Source organism: Pseudomonas kielensis (assembly GCF_030505375.1).
Taxonomy (GTDB): Bacteria; Pseudomonadota; Gammaproteobacteria; order Pseudomonadales; family Pseudomonadaceae; genus Aquipseudomonas; species Aquipseudomonas kielensis.
Window position 1 is genome coordinate 2,860,145 of the sequence record NZ_CP130043.1, and the last position, 20,297, is coordinate 2,880,441.

At 63.6% G+C, this 20,297-nt stretch carries 14 protein-coding genes; 7 read left to right on the plus strand and 7 right to left on the minus strand.

Annotated features, from left to right (window positions below; genetic code table 11):
* Positions 1-86: 86 nt before the first annotated feature.
* A complete protein-coding gene (gene uvrA / locus Q1W70_RS13295; RefSeq protein ID WP_166591483.1) occupies positions 87-2,921 on the minus strand; it encodes an excinuclease ABC subunit UvrA in 2,835 nt (944 codons plus the stop codon).
* Between the two features lie 188 nt (positions 2,922-3,109).
* On the opposite strand from uvrA, the gene Q1W70_RS13300 reads away from it, so the two are divergent.
* The 3 genes from Q1W70_RS13300 to Q1W70_RS13310 all read left to right on the plus strand — a co-directional run bounded on the left by Q1W70_RS13300 (position 3,110) and on the right by Q1W70_RS13310 (position 5,719).
* On the plus strand, positions 3,110-4,507 hold the full coding sequence (locus Q1W70_RS13300) for an MFS transporter (protein ID WP_166591482.1): 1,398 nt from the start codon (positions 3,110-3,112) through the stop codon (positions 4,505-4,507).
* Positions 4,508-4,516: 9 nt separating this feature from the next.
* Positions 4,517-5,044 (plus strand): single-stranded DNA-binding protein, encoded by a 528-nt coding sequence (locus Q1W70_RS13305; protein ID WP_159998187.1) that lies wholly within the window; start codon positions 4,517-4,519, stop codon positions 5,042-5,044.
* A gap of 207 nt (positions 5,045-5,251) precedes the next feature.
* Positions 5,252-5,719 carry a YidH family protein gene (locus tag Q1W70_RS13310; protein WP_302098865.1) on the plus strand — a complete coding sequence of 156 codons (468 nt, stop codon included), beginning with the start codon at positions 5,252-5,254 and terminating at the stop codon, positions 5,717-5,719.
* Between the two features lie 81 nt (positions 5,720-5,800).
* Here Q1W70_RS13310 and Q1W70_RS13315 read toward each other — a convergent pair whose 3' ends face one another.
* Together Q1W70_RS13315 and Q1W70_RS13320 are read right to left on the minus strand one after the other, a co-directional pair.
* On the minus strand, positions 5,801-6,625 hold the full coding sequence (locus Q1W70_RS13315; protein ID WP_185819240.1) for an alpha/beta fold hydrolase: 825 nt from the start codon (positions 6,623-6,625) through the stop codon (positions 5,801-5,803).
* A 30-nt stretch (positions 6,626-6,655) separates the two neighbouring features.
* Positions 6,656-7,216: a cysteine hydrolase family protein gene (locus tag Q1W70_RS13320; RefSeq protein WP_166591479.1), complete on the minus strand. Its 561-nt coding sequence runs from the start codon at positions 7,214-7,216 to the stop codon at positions 6,656-6,658.
* Positions 7,217-7,312: 96 nt separating this feature from the next.
* Here Q1W70_RS13320 and Q1W70_RS13325 point away from each other — a divergent pair, with 96 nt between their 5' ends.
* From Q1W70_RS13325 to Q1W70_RS13335, 3 genes are all read left to right on the plus strand, one after another.
* Positions 7,313-8,308: a GlxA family transcriptional regulator gene (locus Q1W70_RS13325; protein WP_302098866.1), complete on the plus strand. Its 996-nt coding sequence runs from the start codon at positions 7,313-7,315 to the stop codon at positions 8,306-8,308.
* A 185-nt stretch (positions 8,309-8,493) separates the two neighbouring features.
* The gene (locus Q1W70_RS13330) at positions 8,494-9,603 is read left to right on the plus strand and encodes a DUF3182 family protein (protein ID WP_166591477.1); all 1,110 of its coding nucleotides are present in this window, start codon (positions 8,494-8,496) and stop codon (positions 9,601-9,603) included.
* Complete coding sequence (locus Q1W70_RS13335; RefSeq protein ID WP_166591476.1) at positions 9,593-10,351, plus strand: alpha/beta hydrolase family protein; 759 nt, start codon at positions 9,593-9,595, stop codon at positions 10,349-10,351. Before Q1W70_RS13330 ends, Q1W70_RS13335 begins: the two co-directional genes overlap by 11 nt.
* Before the next feature lie 115 nt (positions 10,352-10,466).
* Here Q1W70_RS13335 and Q1W70_RS13340 read toward each other — a convergent pair whose 3' ends face one another.
* The 3 genes from Q1W70_RS13340 to Q1W70_RS13350 are packed head-to-tail and all read right to left on the minus strand — an operon-like array spanning position 10,467 to position 13,553.
* Positions 10,467-11,453, minus strand: a complete 987-nt coding sequence (locus tag Q1W70_RS13340; RefSeq protein WP_302098867.1) for a lysylphosphatidylglycerol synthase domain-containing protein — start codon at positions 11,451-11,453, stop codon at positions 10,467-10,469.
* On the minus strand, positions 11,440-12,747 hold the full coding sequence (gene clsB / locus Q1W70_RS13345) for a cardiolipin synthase ClsB (RefSeq protein WP_302098868.1): 1,308 nt from the start codon (positions 12,745-12,747) through the stop codon (positions 11,440-11,442). Before clsB ends, Q1W70_RS13340 begins: the two co-directional genes overlap by 14 nt.
* A complete protein-coding gene (locus Q1W70_RS13350) occupies positions 12,744-13,553 on the minus strand; it encodes an endonuclease/exonuclease/phosphatase family protein (RefSeq protein ID WP_302098869.1) in 810 nt (269 codons plus the stop codon). Before Q1W70_RS13350 ends, clsB begins: the two co-directional genes overlap by 4 nt.
* A gap of 203 nt (positions 13,554-13,756) precedes the next feature.
* Between Q1W70_RS13350 and Q1W70_RS13355 the strand changes: the two genes are divergently transcribed.
* On the plus strand, positions 13,757-15,901 hold the full coding sequence (locus tag Q1W70_RS13355) for a mechanosensitive ion channel family protein (RefSeq protein WP_302098870.1): 2,145 nt from the start codon (positions 13,757-13,759) through the stop codon (positions 15,899-15,901).
* Here the strand turns inward: Q1W70_RS13355 and Q1W70_RS13360 are convergent.
* A complete protein-coding gene (locus tag Q1W70_RS13360; RefSeq protein WP_302098871.1) occupies positions 15,898-20,244 on the minus strand; it encodes a DEAD/DEAH box helicase in 4,347 nt (1,448 codons plus the stop codon). The two genes, Q1W70_RS13355 and Q1W70_RS13360, sit on opposite strands and share 4 nt — an antisense overlap.
* Between the last annotated feature and the right edge of the window lie 53 nt (positions 20,245-20,297).

The following is a 20,297-nucleotide window of genomic DNA, read 5'->3' on the forward strand; positions in this document are numbered from 1 at the left end:
CCCAGCCTTCGGCGGGGGGATTGTTCAGAAGTATAAAAAAGCCCCTGTCACCGATAACGTGACAGGGGCTTTTTCATGTGCCGGCATCAGGCCCGGTCGCGCTCCAGCAGTGGTTTGAGGTAGAAGCCGGTATGAGACTGCTTCATCTCGGCCACTTCCTCAGGCGTACCCACGGCGATGATCTGGCCGCCCTTGGAGCCGCCTTCCGGCCCCAGGTCCACCAGCCAGTCGGCGGTCTTGATCACGTCCAGGTTGTGCTCGATCACCACCACGGTGTTGCCGTGGTCGCGCAGGCGGTGCAACACGTCGAGCAATTGCTGGATGTCCGCGAAGTGCAGGCCGGTGGTCGGCTCATCGAGGATATACAGGGTCTTGCCGGTATCACGCTTGGACAGCTCGCGGGACAACTTGACCCGCTGTGCTTCACCGCCCGACAGGGTGGTCGCCGATTGCCCCAGCTTGATGTATGACAGGCCGACATCCATCAGCGTCTGCAGCTTGCGCGCCAGGGCCGGCACCGCGTCGAAGAACACCCGGGCTTCCTCGATGGTCATTTCCAGGGTTTCGTGGATGCTCTTGCCCTTGTACTTGATCTCCAGGGTTTCGCGGTTGTAGCGCTTGCTCTTGCACACGTCGCACGGGACATAGATGTCCGGCAGGAAGTGCATCTCCACCTTGATCAGGCCGTCGCCCTGGCAGGCTTCACAGCGCCCACCCTTGACGTTGAACGAGAAACGACCCGGACCATAGCCCCGCGAGCGCGACTCCGGTACGCCAGCGAACAACTCACGAATCGGCGTGAACAGCCCGGTATAGGTCGCTGGGTTGGAGCGCGGCGTACGGCCGATCGGGCTTTGGTCGATATCAACCACCTTGTCCAGCAGCTCAAGGCCCTTGATGCTGTCGTGGGCTGCGGCCTCCAGGGTCGTCGCGCCATTCAGCGCGGTGGCGCTCAGGGGGAACAGGGTGTTGTTGATCAGCGTCGACTTGCCCGAACCCGACACGCCGGTCACGCAGGTCAGCAGGCCCAGGGGGATCTCCAGGTCGACATTGCGCAAGTTGTTGCCCCGGGCGCCCTTCAGGTGCAGTGCCAGCTTCTTGTTGCGTGGCGTGCGTTTGGCGGGCACGGCGATCTTCACCCGGCCCGACAGGTATTTACCGGTCAGCGAGTCCGGGTGGGCCATGACCTCGGCCGGTGTGCCTTCAGCGACGATATGCCCGCCGTGCACGCCGGCACCAGGGCCGATGTCCACTACGTAGTCGGCCAGGCGAATGGCATCCTCGTCATGCTCGACCACGATCACCGTGTTACCGATGTCGCGCAAATGCTTGAGGGTGCCCAGCAGTCGATCGTTGTCCCGCTGGTGCAGGCCGATGGACGGCTCGTCGAGGATGTACAGCACGCCTACCAGGCCGGCACCGATCTGGCTGGCCAGGCGAATGCGCTGCGCCTCACCGCCGGACAGGGTGTCGGCACTGCGGTCCAGGGACAGGTAGTCGAGGCCGACGTTAACCAGGAACTGCAGGCGTTCGCGGATTTCCTTGAGGATCTTGTCGGCGATTTCGCCGCGCCGCCCCGTCAACTTCAGGGTGCCGAAGTACTCGCAAGCATCGCCGATCGGCAGGTTGGTCACCGCCGGCAGGGTTTTCTCGCCGACCCACACGTGCCGTGCTTCACGGCGCAGGCGGGTGCCCCGGCAATCCGGGCAGGGCTGGGTGCTGAGGAACTTGGCCAGCTCTTCGCGCACCGACGCGGATTCGGTTTCGCGGTAGCGGCGATCGAGGTTCGGCACGATGCCTTCGAACGGGTGCGAGCGCTTGACGATGTCGCCCCGGTCGTTGAGGTATTTGAAATCGACGTTCTGGCTGCCGCTGCCGTGCAGGATAACCTTCTGCTGATCGGCCGGCAGCTGGTTGAACGGCACTTCCAGGCTGAACCCGTAATGGGCGGCCAGGGAGCCGAGCATCTGGAAGTAATAGACGTTGCGTCGGTCCCAGCCGCGAATTGCACCCTCGGCCAGGGTCAACTCGCCGTTGACCAGGCGCTTGATGTCAAAGAACTGTTTGACCCCCAGGCCGTCGCAGGTCGGGCAAGCGCCTGCCGGGTTGTTGAAGGAGAACAGCTTGGGTTCCAGCTCGCTGATGGCGTGGCCGCAGATCGGGCAGGCAAAGCGTGCGGAGAAGATCATCTCCTCACCCGGCTCATCGTCCATTGGTGCGACCAGCGCGATGCCATCGGCCAGCTTCAAGGCGGTCTCGAACGACTCGGCCAGGCGCTGCTGCAGGTCTTCGCGAACCTTGAAGCGGTCGACCACCACATCGATCGAGTGCTTCTTCTGTTTATCCAGTTTCGGCAGCTCATCCAACTCGCACAGCTTGCCGTTGACCCGGGCACGGACGAAGCCCTGGGCCCGCAGTTCTTCGAAGACCGACAGGTGTTCGCCCTTGCGCTCACGAATCACCGGGGCCAGCAGCATCAGCTTGCTGCCTTCGGGCTGGGCCAGCACCAGGTCGACCATCTGGCTGACGGTCTGGGCTTCCAGGGGGATGTCATGATCGGGGCAGCGCGGAATACCCACGCGGGCGTAAAGCAGGCGCAGGTAGTCGTAGATTTCGGTAATGGTGCCGACCGTCGAGCGCGGGTTGTGGGAGGTCGACTTCTGCTCGATGGAGATGGCTGGCGACAAGCCTTCAATGGTGTCGACGTCAGGCTTTTCCATCATCGACAGGAACTGCCGGGCGTAAGCCGACAGCGACTCGACATAACGCCGCTGACCTTCGGCATACAAGGTGTCAAAGGCCAGGGACGACTTGCCGGACCCGGACAAGCCGGTGATGACGATCAGTTTGTCCCGTGGCAGGGTCAGGTCGATATTCTTCAGGTTGTGGGTTCGAGCCCCACGAATCAGGATCTTGTCCAAGGTGGCCTCGCTCGGCGGGCGTAAACGTAGGAGTATAAGGCCAAATACTGGATGGATGCACACTATCAAATGTGCACAACGTTGCCCTACATGAAGACTCTGTCATCCGTGCGCGGCAAAGCGTCGCCCTATACCCCGTCAACCGATGGGACTGATAGAATCGCCGCCGGTTCACATGAGGTAATTCCATGCACGATCCCCACAGCGAACGCATGAGTGGTAGCGAGACCCGCGCAGCGAGCGGTCTGGCCCTGGTGTTCGCGTTCCGTATGCTTGGCATGTTCATGGTGTTGCCGGTACTGGCGACCTACGGCATGGACCTGGCAGGCGCGACCCCGGCCCTCATCGGCCTGGCGATCGGCGCCTACGGCCTGACCCAGGCCGTGTTCCAGATTCCCTTCGGGATCATTTCCGACCGCATCGGGCGACGTCCGGTGATTTACCTGGGCTTGATCGTCTTTGCCCTGGGCAGCGTGCTGGCGGCCAACGCCGACTCGATCTGGGGCGTGATCGCCGGGCGTATCCTGCAGGGCGCCGGGGCGATTTCCGCGGCGGTCATGGCCCTGTTGTCCGACCTGACCCGCGAGCAGCACCGCACCAAAGCCATGGCCATGATCGGCATGACCATCGGCCTGTCGTTCGCGGTAGCCATGGTGGTCGGGCCACTGCTGACCCGCGCCTTCGGCCTGTCCGGCCTGTTCCTGGCGACCGGTGGCATGGCATTGCTGGGCATCGTCATCGTGATGTTCATGGTGCCGCGCTCCACGGGCCCCTTGCAGCACCGTGAGTCAGGGGTCGCCCGCCAGGCCCTGTTGCCGACCCTCAAACACCCGGACCTGCTGCGCCTGGACCTGGGGATTTTTGTATTGCACGCGATGCTGATGTCGAGCTTCGTCGCCTTGCCGCTGGCGCTGGTGGAAAAAGCCGGGCTGCCCAAGGAGCAACATTGGTGGGTGTACCTGACCGCGCTGCTGATTTCGTTCTTCGCCATGATCCCGTTCATTATCTACGGCGAGAAGAAACGCAAAATGAAACGAGTTTTACTCGGTGCCGTCGCGACGCTGATGCTCACTGAGCTATTCTTCTGGCAGTTCGGCGACAGCTTGCGGGCCCTGGTGATTGGTACGGTGGTGTTCTTCACCGCGTTCAATCTGCTGGAAGCCTCCTTGCCGTCGTTGATCAGCAAGGTTTCACCGGCGGGCGGCAAGGGCACGGCCATGGGGGTTTACTCCACCAGCCAGTTCCTCGGTTCGGCACTGGGCGGCATCATGGGTGGCTGGATGTTCCAGCATGGCGGTCTGTCGGTTGTGTTCCTCGGATGCGCAGGTCTGGCTGCCCTCTGGTTGGCCTTTGCTGTTACCATGCGCGAACCTCCCTATGTGACGAGCCTGCGCTTGCCGTTATCGCCCGAAGCGATCCGCGAAGCCGGTCTGGTTGAGCGCCTGCTGGCCGTCGTTGGGGTAACCGATGCCATCGTGGTGGCTGATGAAGCCGCCATTTACATCAAATTGGACACCGAACTATTGGATCGCACCACCCTCGAGCGCCTGGTCAACAACCCGGCGCCGACAGCGTGCGAAGCCTAGGAGAACGTTATGGCCCGTGGGGTTAACAAAGTCATATTGGTCGGCACTTGCGGCCAGGATCCCGAAGTTCGCTACTTGCCTAACGGTAACGCCGTGACCAACCTGAGTCTGGCGACCAGCGAACAATGGACCGACAAGCAAACTGGCCAGAAAGTCGAAAAGACCGAATGGCACCGTGTATCGATGTTCGGCAAGGTTGCAGAGATCGCCGGCGAATACCTGCGTAAAGGTTCGCAGGTCTACATCGAAGGCAAGCTGCAGACCCGCGAGTGGGAAAAAGACGGCATCAAGCGTTACACCACCGAAATCGTGGTCGACATGCAAGGCACCATGCAACTGCTGGGCGGCCGTCCACAGGGCGACCAGCAAGGCCAGGGCGGTGGTAACAACTACCAGCAAGCCGCTCCACGCCAGCAGGCACCGCGTCCGGCACCGTCGCAACAGCCACAGCGTGAGTCGCGTCCAGCGCCACAGCAACAGGCTGCACCGCAACCGGCTGCAGACTTCGACAGTTTTGATGACGATATTCCGTTCTGACAAACACCTGAGACCTGATTGAAGGTTTCTGCCAAAAAGCCCCTGTCCAGGGGCTTTTTTTATGGTTTCAAACGAAGACAGACTTCCAGTTTTAGTAGGTTGCGCAGAATAGTTTCTTTTTTGCGTGGGAGATTTCTGAATCTATTTATCCGGCATTCTTTTGCTGCTCCCGCTGCTTAGTATTCGCTTTTTCAATGGAAGTGAATCATGCAAGCAGACACTGAAGAAAAAACAAAAGACCGAATAGAGTTGAAGTCGTCTGCCGAGGACTGTCATGTCGCCGGCTTCGGCGATCAGTATGCCGCTTACCTCGAAGGGCCTGATGGCGACGCGGTCTATAATGGCAAGCTGCTGATGGGGATCGGCTTTATCATCGTTGCTGTAGGCGTCGCGATAAAGATTTTTGGTCCATCTGTCATCTACTACGACAGATGGGTAGGCCTGAGCTTTTTCCAGTACGTCCAACTGAACCCCGGCCTCATAATCATCGTCGGTTCTGTTTGTGTTGCATGGTCTCGCAAACTGCTTTCAAGGAGACCCATGAGTCGCGAGACTTACTTGCTAGCCCACTATCTTGTTATAGGGGCGGATGGCGCTGATGTCAGCAGTGAGATTCAAATTCGCCACTTGAGTGATGACAGGTTTCATATATCTGTAGATCCATCGCCAACTTAATCAAATACCACATCAAACAAGCCACGCTTGTGCATCCAAAGCGTGGCTTGTTGCGTTTACTTCTCGCTTAAAGCTCGCCCTCTACCCCCGCGCAAATCGCAACATATCCGCGTTCACCTGCGCTTTATGAGTATCTGTCAGCCCATGGGGTGCCCCTGGGTAGACGATCAGTTCGGCGTGTTCGATCAAGCGTTTGCTCTCAAGCCCCGCCGCCTGGATCGGCACGATCTGGTCGTCGTCGCCATGGATGATCAGGGTGGGGATGTCGAATTTCTTCAAGTCCTGGCGAAAGTCGGTTTCCGAGAAGGCCTTGATGCTGTCGAGGGTGTTTTTATGGCCACCCATCATGCCTTGCATCCAGAAAGCGTCGATCAGCCCCTGGGACGGTGTGGCGCCGGGGCGGTTGAAGCCGAAGAACGGGCCGCCGGCCACGTCCTTGTAGAGTTGCGAACGGTCGGCGATGGAGCCGGCACGGAGGCCGTCGAAGACTTCGATTGGCAGGCCCTTGGGGTTGGTCTCGGTTTTCAGCATCAGTGGTGGCACCGCAGAAATCAGCCCGGCCTTGGCCAAGCGTTGGGTGCCGTGCCGGCCGATATACCGGGCGACTTCGCCACCGCCGGTGGAGAAACCGAAGAGAATCACGTTGTTCAGGTCCAGATGTTCGATCAGTTCGGCGAGGTCGTCGGCGTAGTGATCCATGTCATTGCCGTCCCACGGCTGGCTGGAGCGTCCGTGCCCCCGTCGATCGTGAGCGATGGCGCGAAAACCATTCTCGGCAAAGTGCAGCATCTGTGATTCCCAGCTGTCACTGGAGAGCGGCCAGCCATGGCTGAAAACTACCGGTTGCCCACTGCCCCAGTCCTTGTAGTACAGGGTGTTGCCTTCGCGAGTCGTGAGAGTAGCCATGTCGATCGTCTCCAATGAGTGCTCAGGGAATCAGGCTGAGGGCTGTGCCGCCAGGAACTCGGCGGTGGACACCACGCTGGCGTAGGCAAAACCCAGGGCCGACATGAAGGCAGCGTGTACTTGGGCGGCGGGTACCACCTGGCCGTTGAATTCCAGGTCGCGGGACGCGCAGGCGTCGTGGATCACCGTGACGTTGTAGCCAAGATCCGCCGCAGCACGGGTGATGCCGTCGATGCACATGTGGCTCATGCTGCCGACCACCACCAGGCTCTCGATGCCTTGCTGGTCGAGGATTGACTGTAGTTCGGTTTCACGGAACGAGTTGACGAAATGCTTGAGCACCACCGGCTCGTCGCTGCGATTCAGCACCTTGGGGTGCAACTTGGCGCCATCGGAGCCTGGGGTGAAGAACGGGGCATCGCTGGAGGTGAACTCGTGGCGTATGTGCACCACCGGGTGGCCGGCCTCACGGAACGCCTGGAGCAGTTTTACCGCGTTGTCGGCAGCCGCATCGGCGCCGACCAGCGGCCATTTACCCTGGGGGAAGTAGTCATTCTGGATATCGACTACGATGAGTGCTTGCTTGGCCATGGGTGTTTCCTCGGAAGTGGGTGTGGGCGCCAGTATTGCGGCGCAGGGACGCTTCGAGGATTGGCCGCACCGACAATAGAAGGGGGAAAACTGACAATGGGCATAGAACGCGCAGTCGCCGAGTTGGGCGTGCTGATCTATCCCGGTGCACAGCTGGCGGCGGTCCACGGTTTGACCGATCTGTTCGGCGTCGCCAATCGCATTGCCGCCGAGCACCAGAGCGCGCAGTTGCCGTTGTTGCGGGTCAGCCACTGGCAGGCCGAGGCCGGACACACCCCGCAGCGCGTCTACGACAGCCATCCAGGTCCTGATGGGACCTTGATGGCGCTGCTGATCCCGCCGTCGATCGGTGGCTTTTGCGAAGGGCAGGCGTCAGCCCCCCTCATCCGTTGGCTGCGCCAGCAACACGCGGGCGGCGCAACCTTGGGCGGGGTGTGCGTGGGCTCGATTCTGCTGGCCGAAAGCGGTCTGCTCGATGGCCGTAGCGCGACCACTCACTGGACCTCGGCCAAGCAGTTCGCCGAGCGTTATCCCCGGGTCAAGCTCAACGCCGACACCCCCATCGTCGATGATGGCGACCTGATCACCACCGCCGGCTTGATGGCCTGGTCCGAACTGGGCCTGCGCCTGGTGGATCGTTTGCTCGGGCCCAGCATTGCCACCGGCACGGCGCGGTTCCTGGTGGTTGAACACAGTGACAGCGCCAGCCAGTGCGGCAGCAACTTCGCGCCAATCCTCAGTCATGGCGACGCCGCGATCCTCAAGGTCCAGCACTGGTTGCAAGCCAACGGCGCGGTGGAAGTTTCGTTGAGCGTGATGGCCCAGCAGGCGGGGCTGGAGGAGCGCACCTTCCTGCGTCGCTTCCGCGCGGCCACCGGCTTGAAACCCACCGAGTACTGCCAGCACCTGCGGGTGGGCAAGGCTCGGGAAATGCTCGAGTTCACCAACGGCACCATCGACCATATCGCCTGGACCGTCGGCTACACCGACCCCAGCGCGTTTCGTGCGACCTTCAGGAAAATCACCGGGCTGGCGCCCAGCGATTACCGCAGCAAATTCGGGGTGTCGCCGGCGGCGGTGCTGGCGCGCTAGCACCCTGGATGGATCGTGCAAAATGCCGGAGCGTTGGCGGCGGTCGTGCAGAATAAGACAGGCCAGTTGCCAGCCGTGCTCCCCACGGCAAGCGAATTAACCGCGCATCCGCCGATACCCGGGGTTGGCCTGATCCCTGCACCGCCCTGAGCTACATTCATCACGCGCAGATGGCAGGGGGATACATGACCCCGACTAATCGCAACAGACGGGTGGTGGCCCATTCCGTGCGGCCCCAGGCGCCACGGCATGAGGTCGAGACCAACCAGGCGCTGGCGCAGTGGCTGGCGCAGATTCTCGGCTGGCAATATGGCGGCAGTTACGACCCCGACACCCATGCCGGGCGCGACTTGTACCTGTTACCCACGCAAACCCTGATCGGTGCTGCGGCTGCCCGTCAGTTGGGGGTCAAAGGGCCGGATGATCTGTGGGGCGGCTACGTCGACCACCCGTTCATCTGCACCAAAGCCATTACCCATGGTCTATTGAACACGCAGGCCAAGGCACCCGAAGGCTGGGCCCCCTTGTTTGCGGAGCGGGTCCGCCAGGTGGTGCTGGAGGGCATCAGTGTGTTCTCCCTTGACGATGCCCTGCCCGCGGCCGAGCAACTGCTTGAACGTGGCCCGCTGCGCCTGAAACCCATACACGCCTGTGCCGGACGCGGTCAGGAAGTGATCAGCCACCTCGCCGCCTTCCGGCAGATCCTCGGTCGGGCCGACGCTGGCGAGTTGTTCAGCAGTGGTGTGGTGCTGGAGCAGGACCTCAAGGAGGTCATCACCCACAGCGTCGGCCAGAGCTTCATCGGCGACACCGTACTCAGTTACTGCGGCGAGCAATACCTGACTGAAGATGGTCTGGGCGAAAAAGTCTACGGCGGCTCGGACCTGCTGGTGGTCCAGGGCTACTACGACGACCTGCTCACGTTGCCATTGGCCGACGACGTGCGCCTGGCCATCGAGCAGGCGCAGGTGTTCGACGTTGCGGCGGACGAGGCCTACCCGGGGTTTTATGCCTCGCGGCGCAACTACGACATCGCCCAGGGCCTCGATGCCCGGGGCCAGCGTTGCAGCGGTGTGCTTGAGCAGTCGTGGCGCATGGGCGGGGCCAGCAGTGCGGAAGTGGCGGCGTTGCAGTGTTTCGTCAACCACCCGGGTTTGCCGGCGATTCGCGTGTCGTCGGTGGAAACCTACCACGACCAGCCCTTGCCGGCCGGGGCCATCGAGGTCTACCGCGGCCCGGCGGAAAACAGTGATTTTCTCCTCAAGTACGTGACGGTCAAACCTTATGACGGCTAGAAGCGAAACCATTGAAATCGAGATCGACGACGAACGCATGAGCGGGACCTTTCTGAGCCCCAAATCCAAAGTCCCGGGTGTGTTGTTCGTGCACGGGTGGGGCGGCAGCCAGGAGCGCGACCTGGAGCGGGCCAAGGGCATTGCCGGCCTGGGCTGCGTGTGCCTGACCTTCGACTTGCGTGGGCACACGGGCGGCACGGGAATCCCGCTGAGCCGAGTGACCCGCGAAGATAACCTCAAGGACCTCCTGGCCGCCTACGACCGCCTGCTCGCCCACCCGGCCATCGATACGTCAGCGGTGGCGGTGGTGGGAACCAGTTACGGCGGCTACCTGGCGGCGATCCTCACCACGCTGCGCCCCGTGCGCTGGCTGGCGCTGCGGGTGCCGGCGCTGTACCGCGATGAACGCTGGCACACCCCCAAGCGCGACCTCGACAAGCAGGACCTGCTGGACTACCGCAGCACCCTGGTGCACGCCGACAGCAACCGAGCCCTGTACGCCTGCTCGCAATTCACCGGCGATGTGTTGCTGGTGGAGTCGCAAACCGATGATTACGTCCCCCATGCCACCATCATGAGTTACCGGGCGGCGTGCCAGCAGACCCACTCCCTGACCCACCGCATCATCGATGGCGCCGATCACGCCCTCAGCGAGCCCGTGGCCCAACAGGCCTACACCTCGATCCTGGTGGGCTGGATTACCGAAATGGTGGTGGGTGAACGGTTGAGCCTCATCCAGTCCACCTGACAGGCTTTCTTGGTGGGAGCGAGCCTGCTCGCGATAGTGGTGGGGCAGGCACCAGCGATGTTGGCTGTGTCGGCCCCATCGCGAGCAAGCTCGCTCCTACAGTGAAACTGGGCGTTCAGGAGGGTTTTTTCTCGATCCGCAACGCCTTGGCCTTGGCTTCCACCACCAGGTACATGGCCACCGTGATCAACAGCGGCAACAGAAAGTAGATCGCCCGATAAGCCAGCAGCCCGGCGACCAGGCTGCCGCGAGAAGCCTGGTGCTGCAGCAGGGCGACAAACACCGCCTCCAGCACCCCGAGCCCCGCGGGGATATGGGTAATCACCCCGGCGATGGCACTGATCAACAGCACCCCCAGCACCAGCGGGTAGTCCAGCGTGCTCGGCAGCAGGGTGAAAATCACCGCCGCCATCAGCGACCAGTTCAAGGCCCCCAGGGCCAGTTGCAGCACCGCCATGCGCAGTGATGGCAGGTTGATCTCAACCCCACGAATCGACCATTCACGACGGCTGGAAAAGCGGCACGCCGCCAGGTAGCCGGCGCTCACCAGCAGCAACAGCAGGCCCACGCCCTGCAAGGCCGTGCTGCTGAGCTTCCAGCCCGGCGGCATGTGCACCAGGCCGCTGCTGAAGATCGCCCCGGCCACCAGCATGTAGCCAAACCAATTGGTGGCCAGGCTCAGGCCCAGGATCTTGGCGATGTTGCCCTTGCTGACCCCCAGCCGCGAGTACAGGCGATACCGCATGGCGATGCCGCCGACCCATGCGCTCAGATTGAGGTTGAACGCGTAGCTGATCACCCCCACCGGCAGGATTTGCCGCCAGGTCAGGTTTTGCCCGATGTAGGTGCGGCCGATCAGGTCGAAGCAGGCATAGGTGAGAAAGCTCAGCACCGTAATCGTCGCGGCGATGATCAGGGTCCGGACCTTGAAATCCTGCAGTGTGTCGAACACTTCGCTCCAGTCGATGCGGCGGGCGAGCAGGGTGAACAACACAATCAGCAGCAGGAAAAACAGCGCCGTGAGGGGCTTTTTCAGGCGCCGCCAGCGGGACGGCGCTTGCTCGGCGGCCGCGGGGGCGTCTTGGCTTTCAGCGCGATTCATGGGCGTCATCCGGCACCTGGCCCGTAGGCGTGAAAGGCTGCAGGCGCGGTTTGTGCGCCGGCAGCCAACCGGCCCAGGCGGGGAAGTGCCGCAGGCAGTGGAACACCAGAAAGCCAATGGTCATGCGCCACAGCCGTCCCCGGGATTGCTGGTTGGCCGGCATGACCTTGCAGTGATGCTCACTCAGTTCATCGAGGCGCTCACCCAGCTCGCGGTTGAAGGCCCGGTCACGAATCAGCACGTTGGCTTCCAGGTTCAACGACAGGCTCAAGGGGTCCAGGTTGCTCGAGCCGACGGTGCTCCAGTCCTCATCCACCAGGGCGACTTTGCCGTGCAGCGGGCGGTCGCAGTACTCATAGATCTTCACCCCGGATTGCTGCAGGTAGTCATAGGTCAGGCGGGCCGCCAGCTTGGCCACCAGCATGTCCGGTTGCCCCTGCAGGATCAGCCGCACCTCGACCCCCCGGCGGGCGGCGTTGCGAATTTCGCGCAGCAAGCGGTAGCCGGGGAAAAAGTAGGCGTTGGCGATGATCACCCGGCGTTGGGCGCTGCGCAGCACCTGCAGGTACACGTCTTCGATGTCCCGGGGGTGATCGCGGTTGTCGCGATAGACCAGGCGCACCTGGCCATCGTGATCGCTGAACGCCAGCTCGCTGCGCCGGTGCTTGCGTCGCAGCCAGCCAGACCGCGCCCTGTCAGGGCGGCCACTTTGCACCAGGGCAAAGTGATGGATGTCGACCACCGCCGGCCCTTCGACCTGCACCGCATAATCCTGCTTGGCCTCTGGGCCGAAGTCGGCCAGGTGATCGGCGCTGAAGTTGATGCCGCCGATAAACGCGATGCTGCCGTCCACCACCACGATCTTGCGATGCAGGCGGCGGAACCAGTTGGTGCGGATACCCAGGCGCCGGGGGGCCGGGTCGAACATCTGCAGGTGCACGCCGGCATCACACATCGCCAGGAGGAATTCGCTGGCCAGTTCACCGCAACCAAAGCCATCGAGGCTGACGGCGACGCGCACCCCACGCCGCGCCGCCTCGATCAGGATCTGCTGCAGCTCGTTGCCGACCTTGTCCTCGAACAGGATGAAGGTCTCCAGCAGAATCTCGCTCTTGGCCTGGCGCAGGGCCTCGAACACCTTGGGAAAGTAGGCCTCGCCATTTTCCAGTAACACCACGCAGTTGTTGCCGTGCCAGCCATAGTCCAGGTCGACGAGGGCGCGTCCGACCGCCGCCGATTCGGTGGCGGTGGCCTGGGGCTCGAGCAGGTTTTTTTCCAGCGGGGTGCTGTTCATAGCTCAATCTCCACCGACAGCGGAACGTGATCGGAAAGGTGCGACCAGGGGCGCGCCGCCAGCACCTGCGGGCGATGGGCCTTGAGGTTGCGCACGTAGATGCGGTCCAGGCGCAGGAGCGGCAGGCGGGCCGGGAAACTGCGCGCCGATTGGCCATGGTGCTCGCGGAACACCTCGCGCAGGCCCAGCGGCTGGAGCAAGGCGTCGGCGCGCTGGCGCCAGTCATTGAAGTCGCCGGCGACGATCACCCGGGCGTCGGCCGGCAACGCTTGCAGACGCTTGGTCAGCAGTTGCAGCTGTTCGTCGCGATGGGCCTGGTGCAACCCCAGGTGCACACACATGGCATGCACCAGCTGGCCTTCACCGGGCAGGCGTAACACGCAATGCAGCACGCCACGGCTCTCATGACCGCTGATGGAGACGTCGAGGTTGTCGTGACGGATGATCTGGAATTTCGACAGCAGGGCATTGCCGTGGTCGCCTGCCGGGTACACGGCGTTGCGCCCATAGGCGAACTGCGGCCAGAGGCTGTCGGCGAGGAATTCGTACTGGGGCATGCTGGGCCAGTTGCTGTAGCGCCGGGGATGATGCTCATGGGTGCCGTGCACTTCCTGCAGGAACACCACGTCGGCGCCGACACCGCGCACCGCTTCACGCAGTTCGGGCAGGATGAAACGCCGGTTCAAGGCGGCGAAGCCCTTGTGGGTATTGACCGTGAGCACGGTAAAACGGCGTACCGAGGTCTGGCTTGTATTCGTTGCATCGGCCTGCTCGGCCTGCTCGTCGCTGGTGTCAAACGCCGCCATGTGTGATCCCGCCTGATGGTCGTCGGGCTGCCCCCTGTTTGTGGATGACTGTGGGCCGGGGCGGAAAGTTTCGACGGCGTTACGGGCGGTCGAGCGCCCAGGTGGTGAAACCTTCATGAGGTTTCACCGATCTACGCTTGTAGCGACCACTCAAGGCCGCGATCTTCTGTACACATCCCCCTGTCAAAAAGGAGCACCGCGTTTTGCCTCGAATCAAAACCGCGATAGGGCTCGCGCTACTGCTGTGTTGCGCCAGTCCAGCCTTGCAGGCGAATGCACTACCGGCCATTGCGGCGATTACCGGCAAAGAGCCGGCCGCTGCGGCCAAGACCGAACCGTTGGTGCAGGGTGGCCTGCTGGGCGCCATCAGTTCGAGCATCGACGACGTCCAGGAAAAGCTCGATCTCAACGAGCACCTGGTGCAAGCCTGGCGCCTGCGCGCGGACCGCGCGGTGGACGAGGTGGACCAACTGGTCAATCAGCCTTCGCCGCGTTCGAGCTGGAGCGTGGTCGGCGATTTCCTCCTGCTGAGCGTGGTGTGGGGCGGGGTGTTTGCGTTGCTCTGGTTGCTCGGTGGCCTGCTGGCCCGGCGTCTGGCCCGCAATCGCCTGTTGCTCACCCGTGAGCGCGGCCAGGCGCTGCTCGGTTACCTGCTGCCCTACACGCTGCCCGCCTTGGTCAGCCTGCCCCTGACCCTGTACCTCAGTCATTTTTTGCCTACCTCGGCAGGTCGGGCGCTGGCCTTGAGCCTGGCCTATGCCACCAGCGCCGGGATCTTTGTCGCTTCGCTGTTGCTGTCGCTGGTGGTGCTGTTCAACGCCGGGCACAAGCGCCCGGCCGTGCGCATCCTGCTCAAAAGCAGCCCGCGGCCGTTGTTCGCCATGGGCTTTCTGGTGGCCCTGAGCGACGCCTTGACCAGCCCGCAGATCGCCAATCGCCTGGGAGACAACCTGACCAGCAGTATCGCGGTGTTCACCGGCATGTCGGCGTCGATCATCTTCGGCCTGCTGGTGATTCGCCTGCGTCGGCCGGTGGGCCAGTTGATCCGCATCCTGCCGCTGGCCCAGCGCCAGAAACAACCGGCCTTGCGCGAGACCCTGCGGATCTTCTCCGGGGTCTGGTACTGGCCGATCCTGTTGATGGTGCTGGTATCGCTGATCAACCTGATCGGCATCGGCGACGACAATCAGAAAGTCCTGCGCTGTGCCTTGTTCACCACCCTGCTGCTGATTGCCACGGTGTTTGTCAGCACCATGCTCCAGCACCTGTTCAAGTCCCGCAGCGCGCTGGCGGTGCAGCGCAGCGGTGCCTACAAGGAACGTTTCCTGAGCCTGTCCCACGCCTTGCTGCGGATTGTCATGGCCATCGCCTTCATCGACATCCTGGGACGGATCTGGGGCGTATCGTTGTTCGAGTTCGCGGTCAGCAATGCCATTGGCCGGGCGATCAGCGACTCGTTGAGCCGCATCGGCCTGATCTTCCTGGTGACCTGGCTGGTGTGGGTGGTACTCGACACGGCCATTCAGGAGGCCTTGAAGCCGCCGGTCAACAAGCGCAATGCGCGCCAGCCCAGTACCCGGATCAAAACCATCCTGCCGCTGCTGCGCAACGCGATGAAAATCATCCTGGTGGTGATCTGCGCAATCACCACCATGGCCAACCTGGGGATCAACGTCGCACCGTTCCTGGCCGGTGCCGGGGTCGTGGGGCTGGCAATCGGTTTTGGTTCGCAGCAACTGGTGCAGGATGTGATCACCGGGTTATTCATCATCATCGAAGACACCCTGTCGATCGGTGACTGGGTGGTGCTCGACTCGGGGCACGCTGGCACGGTGGAGGGCCTGACCATTCGTACCCTGCGCCTGCGCGACGGCAAGGGCTTTGTGCATTCGGTGCCGTTCGGCCAGATCAAGGCGGTCACCAATCAGTCGCGGCAGTTCGCCTTTGCGTTTTTCTCGGTGCAGTTCACCTACGACACCGATGTCGACCAGGCCATCGCGCTGATCCACGACGCGGGCCGTTCGATCAGCGAAGACCCGTTCCTCAAGTACAACCTGCAAGGTCCGCTGGAAGTGTTCGGGGTCGACAAGATGGACCTCAACGGGGTCGTCCTGACGGCGCAGTTCCGCACCGTTTCCGGCGGCCAGTATGCGGTGAACCGGGCATTCAACCTGCGCTTGAAAAAGCTTGTGGATAACTGCCCCTGGGTGCATTTCGCGCAGACTTACCCACAGCAGGTGCTGCTGCATGAGCGGCACCTGGACCGGCCCGAAGACAAGCATGAGGAGGCCATCGGCACCAGGGACAACTCAGCGGTGCTGATGCCCAATCCGAGCCACAGCGCCTAAGAGCCCGACAGCCCATGGTCGGCCACTGGGGTGAGCCGGTACTGGGTCAGCTTCTGCTGCAGCGCGCTGTGCTGTGGCAGGTCCAGGTGCAGCCAGTAATGCTGCACGCCGGCGATCTCCGCTGCCGCTGGCACGCCGTCGCGGTACACCAGTCGATTGCTGGCCAGGGCCGGGACTTTCTGCCCCGGCAGCAAGGTGCCGGCCAGGTTCAGCGGATCAACCCCACAGACGCTGACCAGGCTGCCGTCATGGGGCCGGCGACGGACTTCGCGCAAGAGGGGGATGGCTTCGGGCAGGGCGAACTGTTCGCCAGCCAGGCCACTGACAAAACGTCCGCCGCGGATCTCCCCGCGTGCCTCCAGGCGATGAAAGGTGCGCAGTAATTCCCGCCAACTGGGCAGCCAGTCCGCTTCGCGCTCCAGCAAGCGCCAGAACACCACACCGTAGCGGCGCAGCAAGGTCATGGCGATATGCTCAAGGGTGTCTGCGGGTGTGCCGCGCGGGGCATCGCTGACGGGGGCGGCCGTGCGGCGCAGCAGGGCCCAGCGTCCAGCATCGTCCATCCCGCCGACCAGCGGCCCGCGCCCGCGTCGGCTGCTGCGGGCCTGGCGTTTGCTCGCCGGGGTGATCAGCGCGCGCAGGCCGGCGAAGCTGTCGGCATTCACCAGGCCGGCGCCGACCAGCTCCTGCAAGGCGATCTCCAGTTCACTGCGCAGCAGGTGCGCTTCGTGCAACAACTCATCAAAAAACAGCGCGCCATGCTGGCTCAGGGCCTGATGGACTTTCTGGGTCTTGGGCGACAGATCCTCGACCTGTGCCTGCGGGGTCAAGCTGCTCCAGAGTGGCACTTGCGCCCTGGGCAACAACAGGATCGGCGTGCTGCGCAGGGCCACGCTGGTCGCCTTGTGGCGCGCGCTCAGGCGTGTCCAGACCAGCTTGCCGCTGCGGCACAGCTCATCGAGCCAGGTGGCCGAGTAGCCTTTGAGCCGCGCCAGCAACAGGTCACTGTCCCAGGCCGAAGCTGCCGCCGGGTAGCCTTCGAACTGCGCGACAATCACCGGCAACATGGCGCTGCCTTGGCCCTGGGTTGCCGGGGACACGTGCTGCCAGTCAAACAGAAACCGCATGAAGTCTTGCAGGGCCACCGGCTCGATTTCCCGGCGCAGGCGCTTGACCGTGTAGCGGTGGATCCGCGCCAGCAAATGCCGCTCGCACCATTGCTCCTGCGTCACTCCCGGGCTGAAGTGCCCGCGCAATACATAACCGTCGCGCTCCAGTTGGGCCAGCGCTTGCTCGACCCGTCGCGGCGCCAGCCCCAGGGGGCCGGCAATTTCATCCAGGGGCAATGGGCCGAAGGCACTGAGGCGGGCGCGAAGCAGCTCCACCCGCGCCTCATCAGGTGTCCACTGCTCGTCAAAGCCTGGTAACGGGTGCAGCGGCGGTTGCAGCAGCGCCTGTGGATAAATTCCTTGCAGGCAACTCAGGCGCTCCAGCGCCAGCCACAGGCCATGCTCGGCATCGATGGCCAGGCGGCTGGCGCGACCTTGCTCGGCGAGCTCCTGCAGCCAGGGCAACCATAACCCGTCCTCTAGCGCCTCGCGGTCGGTGATGGCCCCCAGGCTCATCAGCGCCTCATGCATTTCATCGACGCTGCCGGGGTGTGGCCAGGCTTCTTCGCGCACCGACTCGATGGCCTGCGGGTCCAGAGCGCCGAGGTCATCGGTCGACTGCGGATCGCTCCAGCGGCGGTTGAGCACCGCTTGCGTGCGGCGCTCTTCCAGAGGCGCATCGTCGAGGAAGGTGTAGGGCCGTGCGTTGAGGATTTCCGCCGCCAGGGGCGAAGGGGCGGGCAGGTCGCGGCTGATCAGCCGCAGTTCGCCCTGCTCCATGCGCCGCAGCAAGGCCAGCCAGCCGTTGCAGTCCATGGCTTCGTGCAGGCAGTCGTCGAGGGTTTGCTCAACCAGCGGGTGATCGGGGATTTCCCGTTCGCCGGCGAGGTTTTCCAGGCAGGCGATCTGGTCGGGAAACACGCTGGCGATCAGGTCCTCGCTTTTCATCCGCTGGATCTGCGGCGCCACCTTGCGGCCACCGCTGTAGCGCGGCAGTGCCAGGGCCACGCCGGCATTCCAGCGCCAGCGCACGCCGAACAGCGGGGCGTCGAGCACCGCCTGGATGAGGATGTGCTCGGCGCTGTTGCTGTGCAGGTAACGCCAGACGTCCTGCAGTTCAAAACTGTGGCTGGTGGACAGCGACAGCACGATGGCGTCCTCGCTGGCGGCGGCCTGCAATTCGAAGTTGAAGGTGCGGCAGAAGCGCTTGCGCAAGGCCAGGCCCCACGCGCGGTTGATGCGGCTGCCGAAGGGCGAGTGGATGATCAGTTGGGTGCCGCCGGACTCATCGAAAAAACGCTCCATCAGCAGCGTGTCCTGGGACGGCAGCGCGCCGAGGGTCAGGCGCGCCGGCGCCAGGTAGTCCACCAGTTGTTCGGCGCAGGCCAGGTTCAGGCCGAGGGTCTCGGTCAACCAGGCCAGGCTCGGTTGCAGGTCGCCGGGCGTGGCGCCCAGCAGTTGATCGAGCTGGGCGTGCAGGCGCGCCACGGCATAGGACAGCTCGGGGCTGCGCCCCGGCGCTTCGCCCAGCCAGAACGGGATAGTGGGCGGCTGGCCCTGGGCGTCCTCGACCCGCACCTTGCCGGTCTCAACCCGCAGGATCCGGTAAGAGCTGTTGCCCAGTTGAAAGACATCGCCGGCGATACTCTCCACCGCGAAATCTTCATTGACGCTGCCGATGTTCAGCCCCTGGGGCTCCAGCAGCACGCTGTAGTCGGCGTTGTCGGGAATCGTCCCGCCACTGGTCACGGCGGTCAGCCGGGCCCCGCGTCGGCCGCGCAAGGAGCCGCTGACGGCGTCTCGGTGCAGGTACGCACTGCGGATGCCCTGGCGGCCGTTGTAGCCTTCGGCGAGCATCTTCAGCAAGGCCTGGTAGTGCGCCTGGTCCAGCCCCGCGTAGGGTGAGGCGCGGCGCAGGGTGTCGAACAGCGCCTGCTCCTGCCATTCCTGGCAACTGACTTCGGCGATGATCTGCTGGGCGAGTACGTCCAGCGGTGCGACGGGGATCAGCAAGGTGTCGAGCTCGCCCCGGCGCACGCAGTCGAGCAGGGCGGCGCATTCGATCAGGTCATCGCGGGTGGTGGCGAACAGGCGTCCCTTGGGCGTGCCGCCGACCTGGTGCCCGGATCGGCCGACCCGTTGCAGGAACCCGGCAATCGAACGGGGCGAGGCGATCTGGCAGACCAGTTCGACGTCGCCGATGTCGATCCCCAGTTCCAGCGATGCGGTGGCGATCAGCACTTGCAGTTCGCCACGCTTGAGCCGTTGCTCGGCGTCCAGGCGAAATTCCTTGGCCAGGCTGCCGTGGTGCGCGGCCACCGCGTGCTTGCCCAGGCGTTCGCTGAGGTGGCGGCTCAAGCGTTCGGCCAGGCGCCGGGTGTTGACGAAGACCAGGGTGGTGCGGTGCTCGCGGGCGAGGGTGGCGATGCGCTCGTAGACCAGCTCCCAGACATCGTTGGCCATCACCGCCGACAACGGCACCGGCGGCACTTCGATGTCCAGGTCCCGGGGGCGGGCGTGGCCGATGTCGACGATGTCACAGGCGCGTCCCGTGCCCACCAGGAACCGCGACACCGCGTCGATGGGCTTTTGCGTGGCAGACAGGCCGATGCGCAGCAGCGGCTCGCGGCACAACGCCTGCAAGCGCTCCAGGCTCAGGGCCAGATGGCTGCCGCGCTTGCTGGCGGCCATGGCGTGGATTTCATCGACGATCACCGTACGGGTGCTGGCGAGCATCCGCCGGCCCGAGTCGGAGCCGAGCAGCACGTAGAGCGATTCCGGGGTGGTCACCAGAATGTGCGGCGCGCTTTTGCGCATGGCCGTGCGCTCTTTTTGCGGGGTGTCGCCCGTGCGCACGGCGGTGCTGATCTGCAGGTGCGGCAGTCCCTGCTGTTGCAGCTGCGCAGTGATACCGGCCAGCGGAGTCTGCAGGTTGAGCTGGATGTCGTTGGACAGCGCTTTGAGCGGCGAGACGTAGACCACCTGGGTTTCGTCAGGCAATTCGCCGCCCAGGGCCAGGCCTTGCCGGACCAGGTCATCGATGACTGCCAGAAACGCGGTGAGGGTCTTGCCGGAGCCGGTGGGCGCGGCAATCAGGGTCGAGCGGCGCTGGCGGATCAAGGGCCACGCACGCGCCTGGGCGGCCGTGACCGTCGGGAAGGTGCTGCGGAACCAGGCGCTGACGGCGGGGTGAAAGCCGTCGAGGACGCTGTCGGCGGACTCGGGGAGATTCATGGGCTCAGTTATGCGACCGCCCGGGCCAAGTTGCAAGTGCGCGCGCTGCGTTG